Source organism: Pseudooceanicola sp. LIPI14-2-Ac024 (assembly GCF_042188925.1).
Taxonomy (GTDB): Bacteria; Pseudomonadota; Alphaproteobacteria; order Rhodobacterales; family Rhodobacteraceae; genus Pseudooceanicola.
This window is the reverse complement of record NZ_CP170102.1, coordinates 2,727,547-2,754,483: the sequence shown is the minus strand read 5'-3', so window position 1 is coordinate 2,754,483 and position 26,937 is coordinate 2,727,547. Positions and strand designations below refer to the sequence as shown.

27 protein-coding genes are annotated in these 26,937 nt (G+C 67.4%); 17 read left to right on the top strand and 10 right to left on the bottom strand.

Annotated features, from left to right (window positions below; translation table 11 throughout):
* The first annotated feature begins 29 nt into the window (after nt 1-29).
* Entirely contained in the window at nt 30-1,253 is a 1,224-nt protein-coding gene (locus ACE2AC_RS13485) for a class I SAM-dependent RNA methyltransferase (protein ID WP_375687843.1), read from the top strand.
* Between the two features lie 84 nt (nt 1,254-1,337).
* A complete protein-coding gene (locus ACE2AC_RS13480; RefSeq protein ID WP_375687842.1) occupies nt 1,338-1,832 on the top strand; it encodes a murein L,D-transpeptidase family protein in 495 nt (164 codons plus the stop codon).
* Nucleotides 1,833-1,912: 80 nt separating this feature from the next.
* On the opposite strand, the gene ACE2AC_RS13475 is transcribed toward ACE2AC_RS13480, so the two are convergent.
* A complete protein-coding gene (locus tag ACE2AC_RS13475; protein WP_375687840.1) occupies nt 1,913-2,452 on the bottom strand; it encodes a CAP domain-containing protein in 540 nt (179 codons plus the stop codon).
* 178 nt (nt 2,453-2,630) lie between these two features.
* On the opposite strand from ACE2AC_RS13475, the gene ACE2AC_RS13470 reads away from it, so the two are divergent.
* On the top strand, nt 2,631-3,242 hold the full coding sequence (locus tag ACE2AC_RS13470) for a L,D-transpeptidase (RefSeq protein ID WP_375687838.1): 612 nt from the start codon (nt 2,631-2,633) through the stop codon (nt 3,240-3,242).
* 147 nt (nt 3,243-3,389) lie between these two features.
* Entirely contained in the window at nt 3,390-3,572 is a 183-nt protein-coding gene (locus ACE2AC_RS13465) for a hypothetical protein (RefSeq protein WP_375687836.1), read from the top strand.
* Between the two features lie 91 nt (nt 3,573-3,663).
* Here ACE2AC_RS13465 and hemH read toward each other — a convergent pair whose 3' ends face one another.
* Nucleotides 3,664-4,716: a ferrochelatase gene (gene hemH, locus ACE2AC_RS13460; protein WP_375687834.1), complete on the bottom strand. Its 1,053-nt coding sequence runs from the start codon at nt 4,714-4,716 to the stop codon at nt 3,664-3,666.
* A gap of 48 nt (nt 4,717-4,764) precedes the next feature.
* Nucleotides 4,765-5,583, bottom strand: coding sequence for an SAM-dependent methyltransferase (locus tag ACE2AC_RS13455; RefSeq protein WP_375687832.1), 819 nt, complete (start codon nt 5,581-5,583; stop codon nt 4,765-4,767).
* Between the two features lie 23 nt (nt 5,584-5,606).
* Here ACE2AC_RS13455 and ACE2AC_RS13450 point away from each other — a divergent pair, with 23 nt between their 5' ends.
* The 5 genes from ACE2AC_RS13450 (at nt 5,607) to ACE2AC_RS13430 (ending at nt 8,740) form a co-directional block, all read left to right on the top strand.
* Nucleotides 5,607-6,329 (top strand): double zinc ribbon domain-containing protein, encoded by a 723-nt coding sequence (locus ACE2AC_RS13450; RefSeq protein WP_375687830.1) that lies wholly within the window; start codon nt 5,607-5,609, stop codon nt 6,327-6,329.
* 33 nt (nt 6,330-6,362) lie between these two features.
* Complete coding sequence (grxC, locus tag ACE2AC_RS13445) at nt 6,363-6,620, top strand: glutaredoxin 3 (RefSeq protein WP_375687828.1); 258 nt, start codon at nt 6,363-6,365, stop codon at nt 6,618-6,620.
* Nucleotides 6,620-7,453, top strand: coding sequence for a carbon-nitrogen hydrolase family protein (locus ACE2AC_RS13440; protein ID WP_375687826.1), 834 nt, complete (start codon nt 6,620-6,622; stop codon nt 7,451-7,453). Before grxC ends, ACE2AC_RS13440 begins: the two co-directional genes overlap by 1 nt.
* The gene (locus ACE2AC_RS13435) at nt 7,450-7,896 is read left to right on the top strand and encodes a MarR family winged helix-turn-helix transcriptional regulator (protein WP_375687825.1); all 447 of its coding nucleotides are present in this window, start codon (nt 7,450-7,452) and stop codon (nt 7,894-7,896) included. The genes ACE2AC_RS13440 and ACE2AC_RS13435 overlap by 4 nt, the downstream gene beginning before the upstream one ends.
* A 109-nt stretch (nt 7,897-8,005) precedes the next feature.
* Complete coding sequence (locus ACE2AC_RS13430; protein WP_375687823.1) at nt 8,006-8,740, top strand: VPLPA-CTERM sorting domain-containing protein; 735 nt, start codon at nt 8,006-8,008, stop codon at nt 8,738-8,740.
* On the opposite strand, the gene ubiG is transcribed toward ACE2AC_RS13430, so the two are convergent.
* Complete coding sequence (gene ubiG, locus ACE2AC_RS13425; RefSeq protein ID WP_375687822.1) at nt 8,710-9,456, bottom strand: bifunctional 2-polyprenyl-6-hydroxyphenol methylase/3-demethylubiquinol 3-O-methyltransferase UbiG; 747 nt, start codon at nt 9,454-9,456, stop codon at nt 8,710-8,712. The two genes, ACE2AC_RS13430 and ubiG, sit on opposite strands and share 31 nt — an antisense overlap.
* Before the next feature lie 51 nt (nt 9,457-9,507).
* On the opposite strand from ubiG, the gene pip reads away from it, so the two are divergent.
* The gene (gene pip / locus ACE2AC_RS13420; protein WP_375687820.1) at nt 9,508-10,479 is read left to right on the top strand and encodes a prolyl aminopeptidase; all 972 of its coding nucleotides are present in this window, start codon (nt 9,508-9,510) and stop codon (nt 10,477-10,479) included.
* A 6-nt stretch (nt 10,480-10,485) separates the two neighbouring features.
* Here pip and ACE2AC_RS13415 read toward each other — a convergent pair whose 3' ends face one another.
* Together ACE2AC_RS13415 and ACE2AC_RS13410 are read right to left on the bottom strand one after the other, a co-directional pair.
* The gene (locus ACE2AC_RS13415; protein ID WP_375687818.1) at nt 10,486-10,917 is read right to left on the bottom strand and encodes a PaaI family thioesterase; all 432 of its coding nucleotides are present in this window, start codon (nt 10,915-10,917) and stop codon (nt 10,486-10,488) included.
* Nucleotides 10,918-11,016: 99 nt separating this feature from the next.
* Nucleotides 11,017-11,706, bottom strand: a complete 690-nt coding sequence (locus ACE2AC_RS13410) for a hypothetical protein (protein ID WP_375687816.1) — start codon at nt 11,704-11,706, stop codon at nt 11,017-11,019.
* A gap of 219 nt (nt 11,707-11,925) precedes the next feature.
* Between ACE2AC_RS13410 and rimP the strand changes: the two genes are divergently transcribed.
* Genes rimP through infB form a run of 4 tightly spaced genes read left to right on the top strand, consistent with a single transcriptional unit; the run spans nt 11,926 to nt 17,328 of the window.
* The gene (rimP, locus tag ACE2AC_RS13405) at nt 11,926-12,519 is read left to right on the top strand and encodes a ribosome maturation factor RimP (RefSeq protein WP_375687814.1); all 594 of its coding nucleotides are present in this window, start codon (nt 11,926-11,928) and stop codon (nt 12,517-12,519) included.
* A 5-nt stretch (nt 12,520-12,524) separates the two neighbouring features.
* Complete coding sequence (gene nusA, locus ACE2AC_RS13400) at nt 12,525-14,159, top strand: transcription termination factor NusA (protein WP_375687812.1); 1,635 nt, start codon at nt 12,525-12,527, stop codon at nt 14,157-14,159.
* A gap of 26 nt (nt 14,160-14,185) precedes the next feature.
* Nucleotides 14,186-14,800, top strand: coding sequence for an RNA-binding protein (locus ACE2AC_RS13395; RefSeq protein ID WP_375687810.1), 615 nt, complete (start codon nt 14,186-14,188; stop codon nt 14,798-14,800).
* Nucleotides 14,801-14,817: 17 nt separating this feature from the next.
* Nucleotides 14,818-17,328, top strand: a complete 2,511-nt coding sequence (gene infB, locus ACE2AC_RS13390; protein WP_375687807.1) for a translation initiation factor IF-2 — start codon at nt 14,818-14,820, stop codon at nt 17,326-17,328.
* A gap of 15 nt (nt 17,329-17,343) precedes the next feature.
* Here infB and ACE2AC_RS13385 read toward each other — a convergent pair whose 3' ends face one another.
* The 4 genes from ACE2AC_RS13385 to ACE2AC_RS13370 all read right to left on the bottom strand — a co-directional run bounded on the left by ACE2AC_RS13385 (nt 17,344) and on the right by ACE2AC_RS13370 (nt 21,340).
* Complete coding sequence (locus tag ACE2AC_RS13385) at nt 17,344-18,207, bottom strand: EamA family transporter (RefSeq protein ID WP_375687806.1); 864 nt, start codon at nt 18,205-18,207, stop codon at nt 17,344-17,346.
* 604 nt (nt 18,208-18,811) lie between these two features.
* Nucleotides 18,812-19,210, bottom strand: coding sequence for an 8-oxo-dGTP diphosphatase MutT (mutT, locus tag ACE2AC_RS13380; protein WP_375687804.1), 399 nt, complete (start codon nt 19,208-19,210; stop codon nt 18,812-18,814).
* A complete protein-coding gene (argJ, locus tag ACE2AC_RS13375; protein ID WP_375687802.1) occupies nt 19,207-20,433 on the bottom strand; it encodes a bifunctional glutamate N-acetyltransferase/amino-acid acetyltransferase ArgJ in 1,227 nt (408 codons plus the stop codon). The genes mutT and argJ overlap by 4 nt, the downstream gene beginning before the upstream one ends.
* Nucleotides 20,434-20,440: 7 nt before the next feature.
* Nucleotides 20,441-21,340, bottom strand: coding sequence for a peptidylprolyl isomerase (locus ACE2AC_RS13370; RefSeq protein WP_375687800.1), 900 nt, complete (start codon nt 21,338-21,340; stop codon nt 20,441-20,443).
* A 215-nt stretch (nt 21,341-21,555) separates the two neighbouring features.
* Here ACE2AC_RS13370 and secA point away from each other — a divergent pair, with 215 nt between their 5' ends.
* The 3 genes from secA (at nt 21,556) to ACE2AC_RS13355 (ending at nt 26,918) form a co-directional block, all read left to right on the top strand.
* A complete protein-coding gene (gene secA / locus ACE2AC_RS13365; RefSeq protein ID WP_375687798.1) occupies nt 21,556-24,231 on the top strand; it encodes a preprotein translocase subunit SecA in 2,676 nt (891 codons plus the stop codon).
* A 98-nt stretch (nt 24,232-24,329) separates the two neighbouring features.
* A complete protein-coding gene (locus ACE2AC_RS13360) occupies nt 24,330-25,331 on the top strand; it encodes a hypothetical protein (RefSeq protein ID WP_375687796.1) in 1,002 nt (333 codons plus the stop codon).
* 24 nt (nt 25,332-25,355) lie between these two features.
* Nucleotides 25,356-26,918 carry a phosphate ABC transporter substrate-binding/OmpA family protein gene (locus ACE2AC_RS13355; protein WP_375687794.1) on the top strand — a complete coding sequence of 521 codons (1,563 nt, stop codon included), beginning with the start codon at nt 25,356-25,358 and terminating at the stop codon, nt 26,916-26,918.
* Nucleotides 26,919-26,937 lie beyond the last annotated feature (19 nt).

The following is a 26,937-nucleotide window of genomic DNA, read 5'->3' as shown; positions in this document are numbered from 1 at the left end:
CCGTCGCGCCGCTGCGCTATCGGGACGGGATGGACACCTACCGCATCGACAGACTCGGCCACCAGGGCGACGGCATTGCCGCCGGCCCCGTCTTTGTCCCCCTGACCCTGCCGGGGGAGGAGGTGACGGGACGGCGCGATGGCGACCGCCTGTTCGACGTCAGGATCGTGACGCCCGCGCCCGAACGGGTTGCCGCGCCCTGCAGGCATTTCCGGTCCTGCGGCGGATGCGCCCTGCAGCACGCGGCGCCGGATTACATCGCGGACTGGAAGGCCGGGATCGTGCGACAGGCGCTGGCCGCCCACGGGATCGAGGCGACGATTGCCAACGTGCACACCTCGCCCGAGCGGTCGCGGCGCAGGGCCACGATGTCCGCCCGGCGCACCAAGAAGGGAGCGCTGGCCGGGTTCCATGCCCGCGCCTCGGACGTGGTGGTCGAAATTCCCGACTGTCACCTGCTGCATCCCGACCTGATGGCCGCTTTGCCCGTGGCCGAGGCACTGGCCATCGCCGCCGGCAGCCGGAAGGGGGAACTTTCCGTGCAGGCGACTTTGTCGCTGGCCGGGCTGGACGTGGCGGCGAAGGGCGGCAAGCCGCTGGACGGGCCGCTGCAGATCGCGCTGGCGCAGCTGGCCGAGGTGCACGGCCTAGCCCGGCTGACCTGGGACGACGAGGCGGTGGCGATGCGCCACGCGCCGGACCAGCTGTTCGGCCGCGGCCGGGTGACCCCGCCGCCCGGCGCCTTCCTGCAGGCCACCGCGGATGGCGAGGCGGCCCTGCTCGACGCCGTTTCGACCCTGATGCAGGGAAAATCCCGGATCGCGGACCTCTTTGCAGGGTGCGGGACCTTCACGCTGCCGCTGGCCGAGCACGCCGAGGTGCATGCGGTCGAGGGCGAGGCGGCGATGCTGGCAGCGCTCGATCGCGGCTGGCGCCACACCCCGGGGCTGAAGCAGGTGACGCACGAGGCGCGTGACCTCTTCCGCCGCCCCCTGATGCCGGACGAGCTGGCCCGGTTCGACGGCGTGGTGATCGACCCGCCCCGCGCCGGTGCCGCCGCCCAGGTGGGTGAACTGGCCCGCGCCCGTGTGCCCGTCATCGCCCATGTCTCGTGCAACCCGGTGACCTTTGCCCGCGACGCCGCCACGCTGGTCGCGGCGGGCTATGCCCTTGGGCCGGTGACGGTTGTCGACCAGTTCCGCTGGTCCGCGCATGTCGAACTGGTGGCGGGCTTCACGCTCACATCCTCGTGAACCGCACGCGACCCCTTATCAAATCACCTTTGGGAAGGTATTTTCGCCGCAAAAGGGACAACAGATCTCAAGGGCAGTGACATCATGCGAATTTTGCGGATTTTCCTTATCCTCGCGCTGGCGCTCGGCACGGCGGCGTGCTCATCCAAGTTCAAGACCTACAACGGCCCCGAGGTTACGCGGGTCCTTGTCTACAAGGAGCAGCGCAAGATGTACCTGCTGCACCACAACAGGGTCCTGGAAAGCTATGACTTCGGCCTCGGCTTCCAGCCCATCGGGCACAAGCAGTTCCGCAACGACGGCAAGACGCCCGAGGGGCATTATGTCATCGACCGGCGGAACCCGAATTCGGAATTCCACCTGTCGATCGGCATCAGCTATCCGAACCGGAATGACCGCGAATTCGCCTCGTCCCAGGGCAAGAGCCCGGGCGGCGACATCTTCATCCACGGGCGGCCCAAGAAGTACCGCGATGGCGGGCGTGACTGGACCGCGGGCTGCATCGCCGTCACCGACAAGGAGATGGAGATGATCTATGCCATGGTGAAGGACGGCACGCCGATCTCGATCTATCCCTGATCTTCCACGGCTCCGGACAGGCAAAGGCCCGCCATCTGGCGGGCCTTATTGTTTCCGGGACAGGCTCTAATGCGGGCCGATCAGCTGGATGGCGCGTCGAAGCCGGAGCCACCGCCCATCAACATCGTCCACCAGATCTTGCCTCCGTTCTCCTGGTACCAGGCAAAGCCCATGTCGCGGGCGCGGCGGTCGAGGATCACGTCGCGGGTATCCTTCTGGTCCATCCAGGCCGACAGCGTCTCGAGCTCGGTCTCGTAGGTCTCCGAGATGTTTTCGCCCAGCATGGCGCCGGAATAGCCGACGCGGCGGACCCGGTCGATCGGCGAGGAGCCGTCGGAGCCGAAGTGCCAGGGCCGGTTCTGGTTTGACATGTCGCGCGAATGGGTCGCGGCGGCGGCGTTCAGCTGCGGGTTCAGCTGGACGACCTGGGCACCGGCGGCCTGGCGCAGGGCGTTCACGCTGTCCAGCATCTCGTACTGGATGCGGGCCTCGTCGCCCGATCCGATCTTGTAGACCTTGGGCAGCGGGCGGCCGTCGGCGGCCAGTGTGGTTTCGGTCGGGGCCGGGGCGCAGGCGGTCAGCAGGGCAACAGCCGGCACGAGAAGGGCAATCAGTCGCATGAATCATCCGCATTGGTCTGGCGTTCACCCGGACTTAGCGCGCCGACCGTGGCTTGACAAACCCGCCCCGGCAGGAACCGGCCCGATTTACGGGAGTTTGAATTGCGATGGACACGCCAGGGGCCTATTCTGCGGCAACGGACGCCCCTGGCCACCGTGAAAAGGAGCAGCCCCCACCATGACCCGATCCCCGACACAGACTGGCCGCCGCGCGTTCCTCGCCGGGGGCGCGGCCCTGCTGGCAACGCCGGCCCTGGCCCAGACCACGAACTACACCACGCCCTTCGAGAACTCGACCGTGGTCGAGCGCGATCCGAGCGAGGTTGTCCGCCGCAACATCTCGTCCTTCCGGTCGCTGGACTGGCGGCCGTACTTCTCGGACACGCGCAACGGCGCGGTGCTGGTCGACACCACCAGCCGGGCGCTGCATTTCTGGTCGGGCGACCAGTCCGTCTACAAGCTCTACCCGACCTCGGTGCCGCTGACCGAAGAGCTGACGCGCCTCGGCCGGACCGAGATCGTGCGCAAGGTGGTCGGCCCCGAATGGCGTCCGACGCCCTCGATGAAAGAGCGCAATCCCGAGTGGCCGGACTATGTCGGGCCGGGCCCGGACAACCCGCTCGGGACCCATGCGCTGTACCTGTCGTGGACCTACTACCGCATCCACGGCACCCACGACACGCGCAAGATCGGGCGCAAATCCTCCAACGGCTGCATCGGCCTCTACAACGAGCATATCGCCGAGCTTTTCGGGCTGACCAACGTGGGGACGCAGGTGTTGCTTATTTGACGACAAAGCGCCCTTCACCACACACCCTTGCCTAAGGGCAATTGCAATCGACGGTTTTTATTGCTTAGAACGAGTCACGAGGTAAGTCTTGGGTGCCCTATGTCCAAAAACCTGTTTCCGGGCAGGGGCGCATATCTGGAGGATAAAATGAAGAAACTCGTTATCGCTGCTGCCCTGGTTTCCGCCGCTTCGACCGCATACGCTGGCTCCATGGCCGAGCCGGTCATCGAACCGCCGGTCGTCGTTGAAGAAACCACCAGCTCCTCGGCCGGGATCCTGATCCCCCTGCTGCTGCTGGTCATCGTCGGCGCGGCTATCGCAGCTTCCTAAGCTTCGATAGACTTCTTGAGAAAGGCGGTGAATTTTCACCGCCTTTTTCTATGCCCGCTTGGCATCCGGGCCCGTATAGTCGGGCCTTGGATCAGTCCAGCCAGCCCGCCAGGTTCGCCTCGATCCGACCGGCCAGCGCCGCGATGTGGGCGTCGTCGTCGTTCAGGCAGGGGATGTAGGTGAAGCTTTCGCCGCCCGCATGCTCAAAGCTTTCGCGGATCTCCTCGTTGATCTCCTCGAGCGTCTCGATGCAGTCGGCCGAGAAGGCGGGCGCCATCACCGCGATGCGTTTCTTGCCACGCTTGGCCAGTTCGGCCACCTCTTCGACGGTGTAGGGCTTCAGCCATTCCTCGGGGCCGAATCGGCTCTGGAAGGTGGTGGTGATCCGGTCGTCCGCCCAGCCCAGGCGTTCCTTCAGCAGCCGCGTCGTCTTAACACACTGGCAGTGATACGGATCGCCCTCGGTCAGGTAGCGGTAGGGCAGGCCGTGGTAGGAACAGACGAGGATGTCGGGCTGTTCGTCCAGCTTGGCATAGGCGCGTTCCACCGACTGGGCGAGCGCGTCGATATAGGCCGGGTCGTCGAAATAGGCGGGCAGGGTGCGCGACGCGGGCTGCCACTTCTCCTCCATCAGCGCGCGGAAGAACTGGTCGTTGGCGGTGGCGATCGTGGCGCCGGCATACTGCGGGTAGAGCGGGCAGAACAGGATCTTGGTGCAGCCGGCCTCGACCATGGCGCGGACCTTTGATTTGGTCGACGGATTGCCGTAGCGCATGCAGTAGTCGACCATCACGACCTCGCCGTAACGCTCGGCCAGCACCGATTTCAGCTTGGCCACCTGCTGCTTGGTGATCGTCATCAGCGGGCTTTCCCCCGCCTCGTGGTTCCAGATCGACTCATAGGCCTTGCCGCTGGTGAACGGCCGCTTGCCGAGGATCACGGTCTGCAGGATCGGCTGCCACTTCCACGCAGGGTAGTCGATCACCCGCTTGTCCGACAGGAACTCGTTCAGGTAGCGGCGCATCGGCCAGTACGACGTGCCGTCCGGCGTGCCAAGGTTCGCGACCAGCACGCCGACGCGTTCACGCGGGATGGCGGGGTGGTTCTGCGGGGCGTGGGCGGGGCGGACTGCGTCGTTCGGCATCGTGGTCTCCTTGGCGTCGGGCCGGACATAGAGGCTTTGCGCCCCCGGTCAATCCTTCACCGGGCTTTCCGTGGTCCCGAGCGCGGCGGCGAGACGATGGGTCGCGGAGCCCGGGCGCAGCGGCTGCGGCTGGCTGTCGTCGGGCGCCCAGCCGGACAGGTGGATGATCTCGAAGGTCGCGGGCACGCGGCCGTCGGGCAGGGCATACTGCGTCGTATAGACCTCCGCCGCGGCATCGAAGACCGCGCGCCGGGTCGGGTGGCGCAGCCGGTGCGCCAGCGCGTTGCCCTCGCCCATGTGCCGCAATTCGCGCATCAGGTGCAGCGGCGTGGCGTAGGTCACGGTCAGCCGGTCGCTGTCGGCCACCGGCAGCGCCAGGCCCGACCGCTGGAGGAGCGCGCCGAGATCCCGGATCTCGGCCATCGGGGCGACGCGGGGCGACAGGCCGCCGGTCACGCGGGCCTCGCCCTCGGCCAGTGCGATGCGCAATTCGTTCAGGGTCTGGCCGCCAAAGAGACAGGCCAGGAACAGGCCGTCCGGCTTCAGCGCCCTGCGGCACTGGATGATCTGACCCACCGGGTCCGCCGCCCAGTGCATCGCCATCGCGTGGATCACCAGGTCATGCCCCCCGGGCGCGAGGTCGAGCACCTCGTCATCCGGCACCAGCGTTGCATCGAGGCCCAGCCCCCGTGCCCACCTTTCGCCGTGCGGCCCTACGATCGCGGGTGCCGTAAACGTCCTGTTAACCAGGGAGAGGCGAGCCTGCACCTCGTCCATCGCGGCATCCACCAGGAACAGCGCATCGTCGCGGCTGCGGGCGCGGTTGCGGGTCAGGGCGTGGCGATCGGACAGGCTGGGCGTGCTCATGGACGCTATCTAGGCGGGCGGCGATGAACATTCAAACGGCGCTTCACGTGATCTACCCGCCGCGCTGCCTGAGCTGCGGCGGGCTGGTCGAAAGCGACTTCGGATTGTGCGGTCCGTGCTGGCGCGACACGCCCTTCACCGACGGGCTGGTCTGCGATCTCTGCGGCGTGCCGTTGCCCGGCGGCCGGCCTGGCGAGGTGGCGCATTGCGACGCCTGCATGGTCCGCGCGCGGCCGTGGCGGCAGGGGCGGGCGGCGATGCTCTACGACGGGAACGCCCGGCGGCTGGTCCTGGCGTTGAAGCATGGCGACCGGCAGGACCTGGCCGCGCCCTGCGCCCACTGGATGGCGCGTGCGCTGGCCGGGATCGACACCACCGGGATGCTCGTCGCGCCGGTGCCGCTGCACCGCTGGCGGCTGCTGAAACGGCGCTACAACCAGTCCGCCCTGCTGGCCCGGGCACTGGCGCGGGAGCTGCGGGCCGACTGCTGTCCCGACCTGCTGATCCGCCGCAGGCGGACGCCGGTGCTCGACGGCAAGGGCGCCGACGACCGCTTTGCCCTGCTGGACGGGGCCATCGTCGCCGCGCCCGCCCGCCGCGCCCTGATCGCCGGGCGCCATGTCCTGCTGGTCGACGACGTGATGACCGCGGGCGCCACGCTGACCGCCTGCACGTCGGCCTGCCGTGACGCCGGGGCGGCGGATGTCTCGGTCGTGGTACTGGCGCGGGTGGCCAAAGACACCTAAGTTCTGGCGGAAGAGATTTCCGCGAGGACCCCGATGAAACCGGTCGATATCTACACCACGCCGATCTGCGGCTTCTGCCATGCCGCCAAGCGGCTGCTGACCCAGAAGGGCGTCGCCTTCAACGAGATCGACGTCATGACCGACCCGACCCGCAAGCAGGAGATGATCCAGCGTGCGAACGGCGGGCGGACCGTGCCGCAGATCTTCGTGGGCGAGACCCATGTCGGCGGCTGCGACGACCTCTACGCGCTGGAGCAGGCGGGCAAGCTCGACCCGCTGCTGGCGGCCTGATGCGGGTTGCGCTGCTCCAGATCACCTCGTCGGACGATCCGGCCGAGAACCTCGGGATGGTGTCCGAGCTGATCCGCAAGGCTGCCGCCGACGGGGCGGAGTTCGTGCTGACGCCCGAAGTCACTAACTGTGTCTCGGCCAGCCGGTCCCGGCAGGAAGAGGTGCTGCGCTCGCCCGAGGAGGACCCGTTCCTGGCCGCGATGCCGGAGCTCGCGCGCGAGCTGGGGATCTGGCTGCTGCTCGGCTCCATCGGGCTCAAGACCACCGATCCCGACGGGCGCTTTGCCAATCGGTCGTTCCTGTTCTCGCCCGAGGGGGCCGAGGTCGCATGGTACGACAAGATCCACATGTTCGACGTGCAGGTGAGCGAGACCGAGACCTACCGCGAAAGCGCAGGCTACCGGCCCGGCAGCCGCGCGGTGGTGGCCGAAACCGACTTCGCCCCGATCGGCATGACCGTCTGCTACGACATCCGCTTCCCGATGCTCTACCGCACGCTGGCACAGGCGGGCGCGCGGATCCTGACGGTGCCGGCTGCGTTCTCGCCGCTGACCGGTGAGGCGCATTGGGAAAGCCTGCTGCGCGCCCGCGCGATCGAGAACGGCTGCTGGGTGCTGGCGCCCGCGCAATGCGGCACCCACCGGGCCAGCCAGGGACGCGAACGCACCACCCACGGGCACGGCATGGTCATCGCGCCCTGGGGCGAGGTCATCCTGGACCAGGGGACCGAGCCGGGGATCGCCAGCTTCGACCTCGACCTCGAGGCGGTGGACAAGGCGCGCGGCAAGGTGCCCTCGCTCACCCATGACCGGGAGTTCCAGCTCGACGGATGAACAGGAGCGACGCCACCCATTCCCTTGCGGTCACGCTGTTCAGCGAGATCCTGACCGCCGACCAGCTGGTCCGCAACCGGCTGAGCCGGGTGCTGCCCAAGGGCATGGAGATCTCGCATTTCTCGGTGCTGAACCACCTCTGCCGCAGCGGCGAACGGTCGCCTGCGCAGCTGGCAAAGTCGTTCCACGTGACCCGCGGCGCGATGACCAACACCCTGAACAAGCTGGAATGGGCCGGCTACGTCCACATCCGCCCAGACTGGGACGATGCGCGGCGCAAGATGGTCGCGATCTCGCCCGCCGGTCGGCGCGCGCGCGACGCGGCGCTGAACGCGATTACGCCGATGGTGACGGAGCTGGTCGGCGAACTTGGCGAGGAGAAGGTCCGCGCGTCGCTGCCGATCCTGCGCGAACTGCGGCTCAAGCTCGAAGACGAGGGCTGACCGGCGGCGACCCGCCGAAACCCGCCAGCGGGGAACCCGAAGCGGCGGAAACCTGAAAACCTGTTAGGCTGAGGGCATTGCAGTTTGCCATTCCAGCACAGGATTTTCCATGCGACACCTCCCCCTCGCGGCGCTTATGGCCGTGGTCCTTTCGCCGTCGGCGCAGGCCGTGCCCCTCAACCCGGGCGATTCCATCATCGTCGACAACAGCTTTGCCGGCGGCAGCGACGGCGTCACGCTGCTGACCCATCCGGAGTTCGGGCTTGCCCCTGTGGCCAGCTACACCGCCACCGCGAACCGGACCGAGGATGGCTTCCTCGACGACGTCGGCCTGATCGAGGACCTCTACAACGTGACCGCCACGGTGGTTCAGGACGTGATCAAGGGGCCCTCGGGCATGATCTTTTCCTACACCTTCGACGCCGACACCGGGTTTTCGCCGGGCATGGACACCGGCCAGTTCGACCTCGTCTTCACGGGCTTTGCGGGCTGGACGCTGGACATCGAGTATCTTCTCGAGGACGGGACACCCTTTCCCTACCTGGTGAGCCGGTCCGCCGATGGGGACACCGTGACCTTCGAACCCTTCGAGCCCGTCTATTTCGACACCGGCCGCTTCTTCCTGAGCACCGACGCGATGACCTTTGCCCAGACTGGCGGCGGTTCGGCCGCGATCGGGCTCGACACCTTCGGGATCGAGGCCGTGCCGTGGAGCATCCCGCTCGCCGCGCCGGCCGAGGTGCCGCTGCCCGCGGGCGGCGTCCTGCTGCTGGCCGGCCTGGGCGCGCTTGGCGGCGCCCACCGCCTGGCGCGTCATTCGGGCCGCAGGGCCGCCGTCACGTAGTTCACCGACAGGTCGCGGTCCGAGATCTTCCACTGCCAGGACACCGGGTTGAACACATAGCCCTTGCGGTCCACCGGCTCCATTCCGGCCTGGTGGATCAGGGCGTAGAGCTCGTCCGGGGTGATGAACTTGTCCCATTCGTGGGTGCCCTTGGGCAGCCACCGCATCACCCATTCCGCGCCGACGATGGCGAGCGCAAAGCTCTTCGGGTTGCGGTTGATGGTGGAACACAGGTGCAGGCCGCCGGGCTTCAGCAGGTCGTGGCAGGCGGTCAGGTAGGCCAGCGGATCGGCCACGTGTTCCACCACCTCCATGTTCAGAACCACGTCGAACCGTTCACCCGCCGCCGCCATCGCCTCGGCCGTGGTGTGGCGATAGTCGATGTCCAGCCCCGACTGCTCCGCGTGCACCTGCGCCACGGGAATGTTGCGCTCGGCCGCGTCGGCACCGACGACCTCGGCCCCCAGCCGCGCCATCGGTTCACAGAGCAGACCGCCGCCGCAGCCGATGTCGAGCAGGCGCAGCCCCTCGAAGGGCTTGTCGGTCGATAGGTCGCGGTCGAACTCTGCCGCGATCTGCTGGCAGATGTAGTCCAGCCGGACCGGGTTCATCATGTGCAGGGGCTTGAACTTGCCGGTCGGATCCCACCACTCGGCGGCCATCGCCTCGAACTTGGCGACTTCGGCCGGATCCACGGTGGTTTGCGGTTGCGTCATGTCGTTTCCCCTCTGGTGACGGGTCGTTTTGCCTGTCTATATAGGTTGATGATGGACAAGTATCGCGGCCAAAAAAGCGCAGCCCATTTCCTCTATCCCCCGATCGACCCGTTCGATCGCCGGATGCTCGACGTGGGCGAGGGGCACACGCTCTATGTCGAGCAATCGGGCAATCCGCAAGGCCAGCCCGTCGTCGTGCTGCACGGCGGTCCCGGCGGCGGCTGCAGTCCTGCGATGCGGCGCTACTTCGATCCCGACCACTATCGCATCATCCTCTTCGACCAGCGCGGCTGCGGCCGGTCGCGGCCCCACGCGAGCATCGAGGCCAACACCACCTGGCACCTCGTCGAGGATATCGAGGCGATCCGCCGCGACCTCGACATCAACGACTGGATGGTCTTCGGCGGCTCCTGGGGCGCGACGCTGGCGCTGGTCTATGCCCAGACCCATCCGGACCGCGTGACCAACCTGATCCTGCGCGGTGTCTTCCTGATGACCCAGTCCGAGCTCGACTGGTTCTATGCCGGCGGCGCAGGGCGCTTCTGGCCGGAAATCTGGGCCCGTTTCGCCGGGCTGATCCCCGAGGACGAACAGGACGACCTGATCGCCGCCTATCACAAGCGGCTGTTCTCGGGAGTGATCGCCGAAGAGGTGAAGTACGCTCGTGCCTGGGCGCAGTGGGAGAACGCGCTGGCCTCGATGGCGTCGAACGGCGCAGGGGGCGAGCCGCCGGGCGATTACGCCCGCGCCTTTGCCCGGCTGGAAAACCACTATTTCACCAACGCGGGCTTCCTGAAGGAAGACGGGCACATCCTGAACCGGATGGACCGGATCGCCCATATCCCCGGCGTGATCGTGCAGGGCCGGTACGACATGATCTGCCCGCCGAAGATGGCCTATGAGCTGGCGGCGCTCTGGCCGAATTCGGAACTGCGGATGATCGCCCGCGCCGGCCACGCCCTGAGCGAGCCGGACATCAGCGCCGAGCTGGTGCAGACGATGGACCGGCTGGCCAAGGGCTGAGCGCCCTCAGACCGGCTTGGCCTTCAGCTTCTTCCAGACCCCGTTGGAGCGGCCGATCAGCGTGTCGCCGCTGAAGACGAGCGATTCCATGAACACCAGGCTGCCGGTCTGGCGGGTGATCCTGGGATGCAGCTCGATGAAGCTGCCGATCAGGCCGGGCGCGATGAAGTCATAGCTGAAATGCACCGTCGCCACCGGCCGGTCGTCATGGGCGATGCGGACGGTGCGGCCCATCCCGCGGTCGGCCAGCGTCATCAGCATCCCGCCCTGCACCACGCCGTTGAGGTTGCTGTGCCGCTCTTCGGCGTGAAACCCGTAGTGGTAGACGCCGCTTGCGTCCGGCCGGCGCAGGATCGGGCCGACGAGGTCGAGGAATCCGATGTCCTCGATCTGCTCCCAGCCCGCGTCCTGCAAATCCTTGGCGCCTTCGATGGTCATGTCGCGTATCCGGTTCCCTGTTTCGGCCGCCCTAGCACGTTCCCGCGCCGAGGGGGAGGCAGCGGAACCCGGGGACCGGTATATGGGACGCTTATGGCCTCAAGGCCGGGGCCGCCGCCGCATCAGCAGCATTTCCGCGCGGCCCTTGACCAGCCAAGCGATGCCGAAGGCCCAGACGCCGACCGCCTCGCACCAGAAGACGACGGCGTTGTCGACCACGAAGGCCTCGGCCGCGGGCGGGCCGAAGTGCCGCGCGGCGGCGGCCCCCGTGGCGACCAGCCCGGCCGCGACGATCGCCAGCCCGCACAGCCGGTACACCCGCCGCCGCGCCGCGTTGCCGGTGCGGCCGAAGTGGACGAAGCACATCCAGGCCAGCGAATAGAGGAACACCTGCGCCGCGATGTAGTGCCCCAGCACCGCGTTGCCGACGCCGACATAGGCCTGCATCAGCGTGACCGGGTCGCCGGGCTGCGTCTCGCTCGGGAACAGGGCGATGCAGATCGCGCCGAACCCGGCGAGATTGGTGATGACCTCGTCCGACAGGGTTTCGCCCGGTGCGCGGTCGTGGCCGCGATAGGCGATCAGGAAGGTGCCGATGGCGAACAGGCACCCGACGAAGATGTCGCGCTGCAGGGCGTGGTAGTAATCGCTCATCGACGGGCGCAGCGTGCCCTCGGCCAGCAGCCCGGTCAGGATCATCAGGAAGGGCAGGGCGACCCCCAGCCCCCCCAGCATCTGGCGCACGCGGTAATAGGCCGCGACCGCCCGGTCCGAGGTATCTGCCTGCATGAACGCCCCCGTTTTCACGCACAATCGATCCGGCACATTCTGCTTGGCCGCACCGAACCCGGCAAGACAGGGAGAACCGACTTGCACAAGCGGGTGATTCCGCCTATATGCGCCTCAACAGCGGCGTGTCGGTGCCCTCGGGAACCGATGCTCCACCGGATGCATCGACGGGCCGCGCGCCCGTTTTTTTGTATCCTGATCCAAGGATTGCGAATTCCTATGACCGACCTGATCGCCAAAGCCGCCATCGACCGGCGCGTGGCCGAAATCGTCACCCCCGTCATCGAGGACATGGGGTACGAGGTCGTCCGCGTCCGACTGATGGGCGGCAGCAACACGACCAAGACCCTCCAAATCATGGCCGAACGGCCCGGCGGGGGGATCGAGGTGGACGAATGCGCCCAGATCTCGACCGCGGTGTCCGCCGTGCTCGACGTCGAGGACCCGATCACCGATCCCTACGCGCTCGAGGTCTCCAGCCCCGGCATCGACCGGCCGCTGACCCGGCTCAAGGATTTCGACACCTTCGAGGGCTACGAGGCCCGGCTGGAAACCAGCCAGATGATCGACGGCCAGAAACGCTTCAAGGGCGTGCTGGCCGGCGTCGAGGAGGACGAGGTCCTGATCAACATCGAGCAGGGCAAGGACCAGACCGCTACCATCGGGCTGAAATTCGACTGGCTCGCCGATGCCAAGCTCGTCCTGACGGACGAGCTGATCAAGGAAATGCTGAAGGCCCGGAAGGACGCGGGCGTTCTCAACGAAAACGCCTTTGACGAGATCGAGGCGGACAGTGGTTCCCAGGAGGACTAAGGACAATGGCAATCACCTCTGCAAACCAGCTTGAGCTGCTGCAAACCGCCGAGGCCGTCGCGCGGGAAAAGATGATCGACCCGGGCCTCGTCGTCGAGGCGATGGAAGAGTCCCTCGCCCGTGCCGCCAAGTCGCGCTACGGCTCCGAGATGGACATCCGCGTCAAGATCGACCGCAAGACCGGCCGCGCCACCTTCACCCGTGTCCGCACCGTGGTCGAGGACGAGGAGCTCGAGAACTACCAGGCCGAGATGACCGTCGAGCAGGCCAAGCAGTACATGCAGGACCCCAAGGTCGGTGACACCTTCGTCGAAGAGGTCCCCCCGGTCGAGATGGGCCGGATCGCCGCCCAGTCCGCCAAGCAGGTCATCCTGCAGAAGGTCCGCGAAGCCGAGCGTGATCGCCAGTTCGACGAGTTCAAGGACCGCGTCGGCACCATCATCAACGGCGTCGTCAAGCGCGAGGAATACGGCAACGTTATCGTCGACGTGGGCACCGGCGAAGCCGTGCTGCGCCGGAACGAGAAGATCGGCCGCGAAGCCTATCGCCCGAACGACCGGATCCGCTGCTACATCAAGGATGTCCGCCGCGAGACCCGTGGCCCGCAGATCTTCCTCAGCCGTACCGCCCCCGAGTTCATGGCCGAGCTGTTCAAGATGGAAGTGCCGGAAATCTACGACGGCATCATCGAGATCAAGGCCGTCGCCCGTGACCCGGGATCGCGCGCCAAGATTGCCGTCATCTCCTACGACAACTCGATCGACCCGGTCGGCGCCTGCGTCGGTATGCGCGGGTCGCGCGTGCAGGCCGTGGTGAACGAACTGCAGGGCGAGAAGATCGACATCATCCCGTGGTCCGAGGACGTGCCGACCTTCCTGGTCAACGCGCTCCAGCCGGCCGAAGTGTCCAAGGTGGTCCTCGACGAGGACGCCGAGCGGATCGAGGTCGTGGTGCCGGACGAACAGCTGTCGCTGGCCATCGGCCGCCGCGGCCAGAACGTGCGCCTGGCCTCGCAGCTGACCGCGCTCGACATCGACATCATGACCGAGGCCGAGGAATCCGAGCGTCGCCAGAAGGAGTTCGAGGAGCGGACCAAGCTCTTCATGGACACCCTCGACCTCGACGAGTTCTTCGCGCAGCTGCTGGTGTCCGAAGGCTTCACCAACCTCGAAGAGGTGGCCTATGTCGAACAGGACGAGCTTCTGGTGATCGACGGTGTCGACGAAAGCACCGCCGAGGAGCTGCAGGCCCGTGCCCGCGACTACCTCGAGGCGCAGGCCAAGGCCGCCCTGGATCACGCCCGCGAACTGGGTGCCGAGGACAGCCTTATTGAATTCGAGGGCCTGACACCCCAAATGGTGGAGGCACTGGCCGAGGACGGCGTGAAGACGCTGGAAGACTTTGCCACCTGCGCCGACTGGGAACTGGCCGGTGGCTGGACCACGGTGGATGGCGAACGCGTCAAGGACGACGGGCTGCTCGAGAAATTCGACATGTCCCTCGACGAGGCGCAGCACCTGATCATGACCGCCCGCGTGTCGCTTGGCTGGGTCGACCCCGCCGACCTCGTCTCGGACGAAGAGGAAGACGGCGAATTCGACGGCGAAGACGCCGGTGACGAAGAGGAGGCCGGGGCCTAAGGCCCCGACCGGAAGGACGCGGCGCGATGACTCGTGGCGGTGCGGAAAAGACCCGGGCGGACGGCCCCGAACGCAAGTGCATCGTCACTGGCGAGGTTCAGCCCAAGGGCGGGCTGATCCGATTCGTCGTCAGCCCGGATGGCCTGGCGGTTCCGGACGTGCTGGAAAAACTGCCCGGCCGGGGCATCTGGATCAGCGCGGATCGCGCGGTGATCGAGACCGCGGTCAAGAAGAAGGCCTTTGCCCGCGCCGCGCGCCAGCCGGTCGAGCTGCCCGAGGGCCTGCCCGATCTGGTCGAGGGCGCGGTCGCCCGGCACCTGGTCGAACTGCTGGGCCTGGCCCGGAAATCCGGTGGCGCTGTCGCCGGTTATGAAAAGGTCAAGGACTGGCTGGACAAGGAGAAGGCCGTGGTCCTGATCCAGGCCAGCGACGGGTCCGGACGGGGCAAGTCGAAGCTGTCCACGCCCTACGGCGGACGCTTCATCGGCTGGCTCCGGGCCGAGGAAATAGGCCAGGCCTTTGGCCGTCAACACGCCGTGCATGCGGCTTTGGCGGCTGGTGGTCTGACGAAACGTGTTGTAGAGGAGGCGCAAAGGCTGAAGGGCCTGCGTGCCGACCCCGGTGGGCAGGGGCCCGCCTGAAAGGATGTAAGACGTATATGAGCGACCAAGACGGGAAGAAAACTCTGGGTGTTCGTGGCGGCGGTCCCCGGTCGGGGAACGTGAAGCAAAGCTTCAGCCATGGCCGGACCAAGAACGTCGTGGTGGAAACCAAGCGCAAGCGCGTCGTCGTGCCCGCGAAACCCGGTCAGGGTGGCAAGGGTGGCGCGGGCGGTGCTGCCTTGGGCGATCCGTCGAAACGCCCTGCCGGGATTTCCGACGCCGAGATGGAGCGCCGCCTGAAGGCCGTGCAGGCCGCCAAGGCCCGCGAGGTCGAGGAAGCCGCGCAGCGTCAGGCCGAGGAGAAGGCCCGCGAAGAAGAGCGTGAGCGCCGCCGCGAGGAAGCCGAGGCGAAAGCCCGCGAGGAACGCGAGCGCGAAGAGGCTTTGAAGGCGAAGGCCGAGGAAGAAGAGCGCCAGAAGCGCGAAGCGGAAGAAGCGGCCAAGCGCGCCGCGGCTGCCGCCGCCGCAGCCCCTGCGCCCGACGAGGACCAGCCGCAGCGTGCGGCCCGGACCGCCGCGCCCAAGAACAAGACCGCCGCACCCGCCGACCGCACTGATCGCGACGACCGCTCCGGCCGTGGCAAGGCACGCGGCGACGACGGCAACCGCCGCTCGGGCAAGCTGACGCTGAACCAGGCCCTGACCGGCGGCGAAGGCGGCCGGCAGAAATCCATGGCGGCGATGAAGCGCAAGCAGGAGCGGGCGCGTCAGAAGGCCATGGGCGGCCCCGTCCAGCGCGAGAAGGTCGTGCGCGACGTGCAGGTCCCCGAGGCGATCATGGTCGGCGAGCTTGCCAACCGGATGGCCGAGCGCGTGGCAGACGTCGTCAAGGCGCTGATGCAGAACGGCATGATGGTCACCCAGAACCAGACCATCGACGCCGACACCGCCGAGCTGATCGTCGAGGAATTTGGCCACAACGTCGTCCGCGTGTCGGATGCCGACGTCGAACAGGTGATCGAGACCGCGGATGACAAGCCCGAGGACCTCGAGGCGCGTCCCCCGGTCATCACGATCATGGGCCACGTCGACCACGGCAAGACCTCGCTGCTCGACGCGATCCGGAATGCCAAGGTTGTCGCGGGCGAAGCTGGCGGCATCACCCAGCACATCGGCGCCTACCAGGTGCAGACCGACAGCGGCCAGAAGCTGACGTTCCTCGACACTCCCGGCCACGCGGCCTTCACCTCGATGCGCTCGCGCGGTGCCCAGGTGACGGACATCGTCGTGCTGGTCGTCGCGGCGGATGACTCCGTCATGCCGCAGACGGTCGAGGCCATCAGCCACGCCAAGGCGGCGGGTGTCCCGATGATCGTGGCGATCAACAAGATCGACAAGCCGGCGGCCGACCCGGACAAGGTCCGCGCAGGCCTCCTGCAGCACGAAGTCATCGTCGAGAAGATGTCGGGCGAAGTGCAGGACGTGGAGGTTTCGGCCCACACCGGCCAGGGCCTGGACGAACTGCTCGAAGCGATCGCGCTGCAGGCCGAGATCCTCGAACTCAAGGCGAACCCGAACCGGGCCGCCGAGGGTGCCGTGATCGAGGCACAGCTGGACGTGGGCCGTGGCCCCGTCGCGACCGTGCTGGTCCAGAAAGGCACGCTGCACCAGGGCGACATCTTTGTCGTCGGCGAGCAGTGGGGCAAGGTCCGCGCGATGGAGAACGACCGTGGCGAACGCGTCAAGGACGCGGGCCCGTCGGTTCCGGTCGAGGTGCTGGGCCTCAATGGCACGCCCGAGGCGGGCGACGTCCTGAACGTCGTCTCGACCGAGGCGCAGGCCCGCGAGATCGCCGAGTACCGGGCCCAGGCCGCCAAGGACAAGCGCGCCGCGCTTGGTGCCGCGACCACGCTCGAACAGCTGATGCAGAAGGCCAAGGACGACAAGGACGTCACCGAGCTTCCGATCCTCGTGAAGGCGGACGTTCAGGGTTCGGCCGAGGCAATCGTGCAGGCGATGGAAAAGATCGGCAACGAAGAGGTGCGCGTGCGCGTGCTGCATTCGGGCGTCGGCGCCATCACCGAAAGCGACATCGGCCTTGCGGAAGCCTCCGGCGCGCCGGTCTTCGGCTTCAACGTCCGGGCCAATGCGCCCGCCCGCCAGTCGGCCAACCAGAAGGGCGTGGAAATCCGCTACTACAGCGTGATCTACGACCTCGTGGACGATGTTAAGGCGGCGGCCGAGGGCCTGCTCAGCGCCGAGATCCGCGAGCACTTCATCGGCTACGCGCAGATCAAGGAAGTCTTCAAGGTCACCGGTGTCGGCAAGGTTGCCGGCTGCCTGGTCACCGAGGGCGTGGCACGGCGGTCCGCCGGCGTCCGCCTGCTGCGCGACGACGTGGTGATCCACGAAGGCACGCTGAAGACGCTCAAGCGCTTCAAGGACGAGGTCTCCGAGGTCCAGTCGGGCCAGGAATGCGGCATGGCCTTCGAGAACTACGACGACGTGCGCCCCGGCGACGTCATCGAGATCTTCACCCGCGAAGAAGTGGCGCGGACGCTGGCGTAAGCCGGGCGTCCCGCCTCACCCCGACGCGAGAACCAGCGCGATCCCGGCCACGGATATGGCGATGCCCACGAAGGTGGTGCGCGTCATCGTCCGGTCGCCGTGGATCACGCGGTTCAGCGTCATCACGATCAGCGGATAGGTCGCCATGATCGGCGCCACCATCGTCACCGGGCCGCGCGCCAGCGCGGCATAGAGGAAGACGACCGAAAGCCCGTTGCTCACCCCGATCACGCTGTACCAGAACACCCGGCGGTCCCGCGGCAGCGGCGCGCGCGACACGAAGCGGCGCACCGACAGCAGAACCGTGGCCGAGGTCACATAACCGATCGTCGTCGCGGCAAAGGCGTCCGGCCACCCTTCCAGCCCCAGCTTGACGATCGGTTGCGCCGCGCCGCGCAGCACCGCCGCCACCACCGGCAGCAGCAGCACCCATTGCGCCACGCCCGCGTGCAGCCGCATCCGTTCCGCCGCCAGCATCAGCAGCCCGCCGCAGACCGCGAGGATGCCGACCACCTGCCACGGGCCCGGCACGTCCCCCAGCAGCACCGCCGCGCCCGCCACCGCGAAGAGCGGGGTGAGGTTGCCGAGCGCGCCGACCAGGTTCGGCCCCAGACGGCTGTTGCCGAAGAAATTGAGCAGCGTCACCATCGCCGGAAAGAACGCCCCGGCCAGCATGAACAAGAGGAAGCTGTGCCGGTCGAAGCCGTCGAAATCGATGGTGAAGGGCGCCAGTAGCAGAAAGAAGATCGCCGAGGACGGGACCGAGACCGCGGCACCCGCCACCGGCGGCGCCACCCGCAGCCCCAGCGGGGCCAGCACGATGCCGAGCGCGTAGAAGAACGCCGCGACCAGCGCGATCAGGACAAAGCCGATTTCCATGGATGTCGTTCCTGCCTCCCCGCCGGACAGTAGCGAACCGGGCGGCAGGGGCCAGCGCGAATGCGGCGCCGCCAGATGGAGGGCGGCTGGCGTCAGCTCAAGAAACTTTTTTCGAAATTTTCTGCGAAACCGTGGAACCGGGGGCCATCCGGCGCGTTGCCCTCACAGACCAGCGGGCGGGGCCCGCCGTGAAGGCTGCGGAAAACAGAAAGGGCGGACCCGAAGGACCGCCCTGGAATTCGCCACCGGCGCGGGCGCGCCGGGATAGTGAACGACCCTCAGGCCGCCGTCTGACGGGGGACAGGGTTGCCGGTGAACACCTTGCTGCCCACACGAACCTCGACCCGACCGTCGGGCAACTGACGAACAAAGGTGCCCTGCACCGAGACGTAGTTCCCCATCATGATAGTTCTGTGCATAAGATCCCCTTTTCCCCAAAAGGAAATGTGACGGAATGATTACACCAGTTCGGTCAACAGTTCACCTGTTATCCGCGTTTTTGTCGCTTAAATTTTGTGTAACCTGTGCAGATATGGCACAAAAAGTACACAATTCAACCCCAGATGGGGTGTGAATCGCCCATACGCCATCGAATATCTTGTGCTTAGACCCAATCTCTGAGGATCGGAATCAGCGGCACATCCGCCGGCGGCATGGGGTGATTCGACAGCTCGTTCGACCGCACCCATTTCAGCGCCTGGCCTTCGCGCCCCTGCGGCGTCCCGTCCCAGCGGCGGCAGGCAAAGAGCGGCATCAGCAGGTGGAAATCGTCATAGCTGTGCGAGGCGAAGGTCAGCGGCGCCAGGCAGCTCTGCCAGGTCTCGATCCCCAGCTCCTCGTGCAGTTCCCGGATCAGCGCGGCCTCGGGCGTCTCGCCCGGCTCGACCTTGCCGCCCGGAAACTCCCAGAGGCCCGCCATGCTCTTGCCTTCGGGCCGCTGGGTCAGAAGGATCCGCCCGTCGACATCGATCAGGGCGACGGCGGACACAAGAACGACCTTCACGAGCGATAGTCGGCGTTGATGTCGATGTAGCCGTGAGTCAGGTCGCAGGTCCAGACCGTCGCCGCGCCGTCGCCGATGCCTAGGTCGACCGAGATCACGAGGTTCTGGCCCTTCATGTGGGCCGCCCCGTCCTCTTCCCGGTAGCTTTCCGCAACCCAGCCCTTTTCCGCCACCAGCACGTCGCCGAAGCGGATCGTGATCAGGTCGCGATCGGCCTGCGCGCCGGACTTGCCGATCGCCATGACGATGCGGCCCCAGTTCGGATCCTCGCCCGCGATGGCCGTCTTGACCAGCGGAGAGTTCGCGATCGCCTTGCCGTGCACCCGCGCCTCGGCGTCCGAGGCCGCGCCGGTCACGGTGACCTCGACGAACTTGGTCGCGCCTTCGCCGTCGCGCACCACCTGCTGCGCGAGGTCCAGCATCACGCCGTGCAGGGCCGCGGCAAAGGCGCCGCCGGCCTCGGTCACCTCGACGCCCGAGGCGCCGGTCGCCGCCATCAGGAGCGAATCCGAGGTCGAGGTGTCGCTGTCCACGGTGATGCAGTTGAAGGTCCGGTCCGAGATCGCGGACACCATCTCCTGCAGCAGGGGGCGCGCCACCTTGGCGTCGGTGAAGATGTAGACCAGCATCGTGCCCATGTCGGGTTCGATCATGCCGGAGCCCTTGGCGATCCCGGCGATCTTCACCGTTTGGCCGCCGACCTCGACCGTCGCGGTCGCGCCCTTGGGGTAGGTGTCGGTGGTCATGATCGCCTGCGCGGCCTCGGCGATGGCGCCTTCGGACAGGGCGGCCTTCAGATCGCCCAGCTTGGCGGTGATCCGGTCGGACGGCAGTTTCTCACCGATCACCCCGGTGGACGAGGTGAAGACCCGGCTTTCCGGGATGCCCAGCACCTCGGCCGTGGCCGAGGTGACCGCGCGGGTGGCGTCGATGCCGTTCTTGCCGGTGAAGGCGTTGGCATTGCCCGAGTTCACGACGATGGCGGCGCCCGCGTCGCTGTCGCCGCCGATCTTGGCCTGGCAGTCCAGCACCGGGGCCGACCGGGTCGACGACCGGGTGAACACCCCCGCCACGGCGGTGCCGGGGGCAAGATGGGCGAGCATCACGTCGGTGCGCCCCGCGTATCGGACCCCCGCCGCCACGGTGGCGAAGGAGACGCCGCCGATCACCGGAAGGTCCGGGAATGCGGCGGGAGCGAGGGGAGAGACGGGATACTTGCCCATTGGGTGCTTACTCCACGAGGTCCGTGTTGGTCAGAACGGTGGGGTCGATGCCTTCGGCCCCGCTACGGTCGATTTCAGACTTTTCGACCAGCGCGTCAATATGCGCTTCGACCGCGGCGTTCTGAAGATTGGCCTCGATCTCGCCCCGGACTTCGTCCAGCGCGGGCGCGGCCTTGTCGCGGGTTTCCTCGAGCAGGATGACGTGCCAGCCGAACTGCGTCTCGGTCGGCTCGGCCGAATGGGCACCCGGCTCCAGCGCCATGACGGCATCCTCGAAGGGCTTGACCATCATGCCCGGCCCGAACCAGCCCAGGTCGCCGCCGTTCGGCCCCGACGGACCGGTCGACTTTTCCTGCGCCAGGGTGGCGAAGTCTGCGCCGCCGTCCAGTTCCTCGATCAGGGCCTTCGCCTCGTCCTCGGTCTCGACCAGGATGTGGCGGGCCTTGTACTCGGTGCCTTCGACATTGGCGTACTGCGCGTCATAGGCGGCTTGGATCTGCTCCTCTGTGACAGCGGTCTCGAGGAAATCGGCCACCGCCGCGGTCGCCATGCGCGCGTTGCGCTCGTTGTCCAGCGACAGGGCGACGGCGCGCGGCGCCTCACCCTCGAGCGACTGGCCCAGCACCATCTGCTGGACGATTTGGTCCAGGACGCCCTTGAACAGCACCTCGGGCGGCAGTTGCGCGTATTGCTGCGGCAGGCTGGCGCGAAGCATGATCATATGCCCCAACGTCACGTCATGGCCGTTCACCGTGGCCACGACAGTGTCCGCGTCCACCGCCTTGGCTTCGGTCGCGGGCGCCTCGGTCTGGGGCTCCGTCGCGGTTTCGCTTTGCGCGGCAAGGGGAAGCGGCGCGGTCAGCAGCGCAGCCGCGAGACCGGCGCGGAGGAGAGAGGTGGTCACCATGGTGTTCCTTCCTAGTCCCACGCCCGGAACGCCCCGGCGCGTGGCGTTGACACTAACGGGGTCCACCCTTACATCGCCTTATGTTTCAAGGCGCGGGTGGCCGTTCCGACCCGTTCTATGGGGGGCGTGTGGGCCAGACAACCCCGCGCCGCAGCACGAAGTCGTCAACGACCGGATCGGAATAGACATGTTGGGTATCGGAACTCTCCAAGAAGGTGTTCGGCACCGCGAACGACCGAAAGGTAAAGGCTGCCCGGCCACTTGTCGAAAAGATCAACGCCCTCGAACCCGAGTTCCAGGCGATGAGCGACCAGGCGCTCAAGGACAAGACCGCCGAGCTGATCGCGCGCCACGAACAGGGCGAAACCCTCGACGCGCTGCTGCCCGAAGCCTTTGCCAACTGCCGCGAGGGCGCGCGCCGCGCGCTCGGCCTGCGGGCCTTCGACACGCAGCTTCTGGGCGGCATCTTCCTGCACCAGGGTAACATTGCCGAGATGAAGACCGGCGAGGGCAAGACGCTCGTCGCCACCTTCCCGGCCTATCTGAACGCGCTGACCAAGAAGGGCGTGCACATCGTCACCGTGAACGACTACCTCGTGAAACGGGACGCGGACTGGATGGGCAAGGTGTTCGGCGCGCTCGGCATGACCACCGGCGCGGTCTACCCGCAGCAGCCGCAGGACGAGAAGAAGGCGGCCTACGCCTGCGACATCACCTATGCGACCAATAACGAGCTGGGCTTCGACTACCTGCGCGACAACATGAAGTCCGAGCTCAAGGACATGTTCCAGCGCAAGCATCACTACGCCATCGTCGACGAGGTGGACTCGATCCTGATCGACGAGGCGCGGACGCCGCTGATCATCTCGGGCCCCAGCCAGGACAAGAGCGACCTCTACATCGCCATCGACAAGCTCATCCCCGAGCTGTCGGACGAGATGTATTCGAAGGACGAGAAATCCCGCCAGGTGACGTTCACCGACGAGGGCAACGAGTACCTGGAACAGCAGCTGCACGCGCGTGAGCTGCTGCCCGAGGGCCAGTCGCTCTACGACCCGGAAAGCACGACGGTCATCCACCACGTGAACCAGGCGCTCCGCGCGCACAAGATGTTCCAGCGGGACAAGGACTACATCGTCCGCGACAACCAGGTCGTGCTGATCGACGAGTTCACCGGCCGGATGATGGCGGGCCGCCGCCTCTCAGAGGGCCTGCACCAGGCCATCGAGGCCAAGGAAGGCGTCCAGATCCAGCCCGAGAACGTGACGCTCGCGCAGGTGACCTTCCAGAACTACTTCCGCCTCTACGACAAGCTTGCCGGCATGACCGGCACCGCGGCGACCGAGGCGGACGAGTTCAAGGAAATCTATGCCCTCGGCGTGGTCGAAGTGCCGACCAACCGCCCGATCGCGCGCAAGGACGAGGACGACGCCGTCTACCGGACTGCGCAGGAAAAATACGCCGCCATCGTCGAGACGATCAAGGAGTCCCACGAAAAGGGCCAGCCGATCCTTGTCGGCACCACCTCGATCGAGAAATCCGAACTGCTGTCGCAGCTGCTCCAGAAGGCCAAGCTGCCGCACAACGTGCTGAACGCCCGCCACCACGAGCAGGAGGCGCAGATCGTCGCCGACGCCGGCAAGCTGGGCGCGATCACCATCGCGACGAACATGGCCGGCCGGGGCACCGACATCAAGCTGGGCGGCAACGTCGAGCTGAAGGTGATCGAGGCGCTCGATGCCGACCCCGAGGCGCATCCCGACGAGGTCCGCGCCCGGATCGAGGCCGAGCATGCCGATGAAGAGGCCAAGGTGAAAGAGGCCGGCGGCCTCTTCGTGCTGGCCACCGAACGGCATGAAAGCCGCCGGATCGACAACCAGCTGCGCGGCCGCTCCGGCCGCCAGGGCGACCCGGGCCGCTCGTCCTTCTTCCTGTCGCTCGAAGACGACCTGATGCGGATCTTCGGCTCGGACCGGCTGGACAAGGTGCTGTCCGGCCTCGGCATGAAGGAAGGCGAGGCGATCATCCACCCCTGGGTGAACAAGTCGCTGGAACGCGCCCAGGCCAAGGTCGAGGGCCGCAACTTCGACATGCGCAAGAACGTGTTGAAGTTCGACGACGTGCTGAACGAGCAGCGCAAGCTGGTCTTCAAGCAGCGGATGGAGATCATGGAGGCGCAGGACCTGTCCGAGATGGTGTCCGAGATGCGCCATGACGTGGTCGACGACCTCGTCGGCCTGCACATCCCCGAACGCGCCTATGCCGATCAGTGGAACATCGAGGGCCTCAAGGCCGACGTCGCCGAAAAGCTCGGTCTCGACCTGCCGGTGGACCAGTGGGCCGCCGAGGAAGGCGTCGACGACGAAGAGATTGCCGAGCGGCTCGAAAAGGCCAGCGACGAGGCGATGGCCCAGAAGGCCGCCGCCTTCGGCCCCGAGAACATGCGCTCGATCGAGAAGCAGATCCTGCTGCAGACCATCGACCAGAAATGGCGCGAACACCTGCTGACCATGGAACACCTCCGCTCGGTCGTGGGCTTCCGCGGCTACGCGCAGCGCGACCCGCTGAACGAATACAAGAAAGAGGCGTTCCAGCTCTTCGAAGGCATGCTCGACTCGCTCCGCGAGGACGTGACCGCGACCCTGTCGCGCGTCCGCCCGATGACCGAGGAAGAGCAGCGCCAGCAGTTCGCCCTGTTCCAGCAGCAGCTCGCCGCCCAGCAGGAGGCCCTGAAAGAGGCCGAGGCGACGCAGGCCGACCCGGTGCAGCCGGGCGCCGCGATCGAGGGCTTCGACGAAAGCGATCCGGAAACCTGGGGCAACCCGGGCCGGAACGAATCCTGCCCCTGCGGGTCGGGCAAGAAGTTCAAGCATTGCCACGGGGCCGTCTGAGGCCCCGCAATCGCCGCATTACTTGCGCGGCCCCGCCACGGCCGGGCCGCTTTTTCCCGGCATGATCCACGACAACTGGGACTGTCGTGGAGGGTGACATGGCACGGTCGAACACGATCCTGATCATCGCCGGGGTGATCGGCGTGGCCGCCGCCGCGGGCTTCGGGCTGCAGGCGCTGAACCCGGGCTACGGCGCGCAGGCCGCGCAGCAGACGGGGCAGGCGGCGCCGTCGATGACCGCCACCGACATGCTGACCGCCCCGACCTCCGAACCGCGGCTCGAGATCTCGGGCATCACGCTGACCTCCTCGCTCCCCGCGGGCGCCGCGCCCACCTCGATCCCGCTGACCGCGCCCAAGACCGCACCGGACCGCCCGGTGCTGGCCGCCGCCGACACCGACAGCCTGCCGCAGGCCGGCGACTGCCCGGTGACGCTCTCGGCCGAACCGACCATCGCCGCGCTCGTCGCCCTCAGCTTCCAGGCCCGCTGCGCGCCCTACGCCCCCGTCACCTTCGCGCATGAGGGGATGACCTTCCGCGAAACCACCAACAGCACTGGCCGGATCGCCATCGCCGTCCCCGCCCTGGCCGAGAACGCGCGCTTCGTCGCCACGCTCGACGACGGCGCCGGGGCCGAGGCGGCCGTGCCCGTCTCCTCGCTGATCTTCTACGACCGCGCGGTCCTCGCCACGCCCGGCCCGTCCGGCCTGTCCCTGCACGCACTGGAATTCACCAGCGACCACGCCGATGCGGGCCACGTCTGGTCCGGCGCCCCGCGCGACCCCTCCATCGCGGCGCGCGGCGAAGGCGGTTTTCTCCTCGTCCTCGGTGACCCCGCCCTCGACGACGCGGCCCTGGCCGAGGTCTACACCTTCCCCTCCGGCACCGCCCGGACGGCGGGCGACATCGCCCTGTCGGTCGAGGCAGAGGTGCTCGATACCACCTGCGGCACGCCGGTCTCGGCCACCGTCCTGCAGGTCACCGGCGGCGCGCGGGTGAAACGGCAACACCTCGCCCTGACGATGCCCGCCTGTGACGCCGTGGGGGACCTTCTGCTGTTGAAAACCCCGCTCGATGACCTGAAGATCGCCAGCAGGTAAGGCGAACAATCCAAAGGTCCATCAATGCCCATCCCCCGTGCGGCGCGCCTCGCCGCACCGCTCCTGCTGTCCCTCTTTGCCACCGCCGCCCCCGCGCAGGACGTGACGCTGACCTCGCGCGACGGCTCGGTCGAGGTGGCGGGTACGCTTCTGGGATATGACGGTGAATTCTACCGGGTCGACACGGCCTACGGTGAACTGACGGTGGACGGCTCGGGCGTGCACTGCGCCGGCCCCGGCTGCCCGGATCTCGAATCCTACGTCGCCGAACTGCGCATCGCCGGGGCCGCCACCGCCGGAGAGGTCCTGCTGCCCGCCCTGATCGAGGGCTTCGCCCTGCGCCACGACTACGCGGTCACGCGCGAGGATGCCGGGCCCGGTCGCGTCAACTATACGCTGGCGAATGGTGGTGACGGCCAGACCCTTGCCCGCGTTCACATCCACAGCACCAACACCGACGAGGGCTTTGCCGACCTGCTGGTGAACGAGGCCGACATCGTCATGTCCCTGCGCGAGATCCGCCCGGCCGAGGCGACGCGCGCCTACGAGGCGGGGTTGGGCGACATGCAGGCGGCGAACCGGGTCCGGGTGCTGGCGCTCGACGCGCTGGTGCCGATCGTCGCGCCCGGCAACCCGCTGCGCCAGGTCACGGTGCCGGACCTTGCCGCAATATTCTCGGGCGCGATCGTCAACTGGGACCAGGTCGGCGGCCCCGATGCCCCGATCAGCGTGCACCTGCGCGATGCCGATGCGGGCCTGGCCCAGGCGGTCGAGGATCGGCTGCTGGCGCCCGTCGGGGCCCGGCTGCGCCCGGACGTGACCCGGCACGACAGCGACCGTGCCTTGACCAACGCGGTGATCCGCGACCCCTTCGCCATCGCGCTCTCGCCCACCTCCGAGGTCGGCAATGCCACGCCGCTCGGCCTCTCGGGCGCATGCGGCTTCGCGATCCATGCCACCCGCCGCAACGCCAAGACCGAGGATTACCCGCTCACCGCGCCGGTCTTCCTCTACACGCCCGTCCGCCGCCTGCCGCACATCGCCCGCGATTTCCTGGCCTTCACCCGCAGCCCCGGCGCCCAGCTGGTGATCCGCCGCGCCGGGTTCATCGACCAGGCGCCCGAAGAGGTGCCGATCGACGACCAGGGCGCGCGCTTTGCCAATGCCATCGCGCAGGCCGGGGCCGAGGTGTCGCTGTCCGAACTGCAGCGTATGGTGTCGGTGCTGACCCCCTACCGCCGCCTCACCGTGTCGTTTCGGTTCGATCCGGGCAGCACCCAGCTCGACGCGCATTCGGCGGCCAACGTGCGGCAGCTGGCCACCGATCTCGAGGCCGGGCGCTACGACGGGCGGAGCCTGCTGTTCGTCGGGTTCTCGGACGGGCAGGGGGCGGCGGGGCTGAACGGCAAGATCGCGCTGCGCCGCGCCGAAAGTGTGCGCCACGCGGTGATCGACGCCGCCGAAACACTCGATCCCGCGCGGGTCGAGGTCGGCGTGGACGCGTTCGGAGAGGCGATGCCGATGGCCTGCGACGACAGCGCCTGGGGCGCTCAGGTCAATCGCCGGGTCGAGGTCTGGGTGCGCTAGAGGACGTGGGCACACGCCC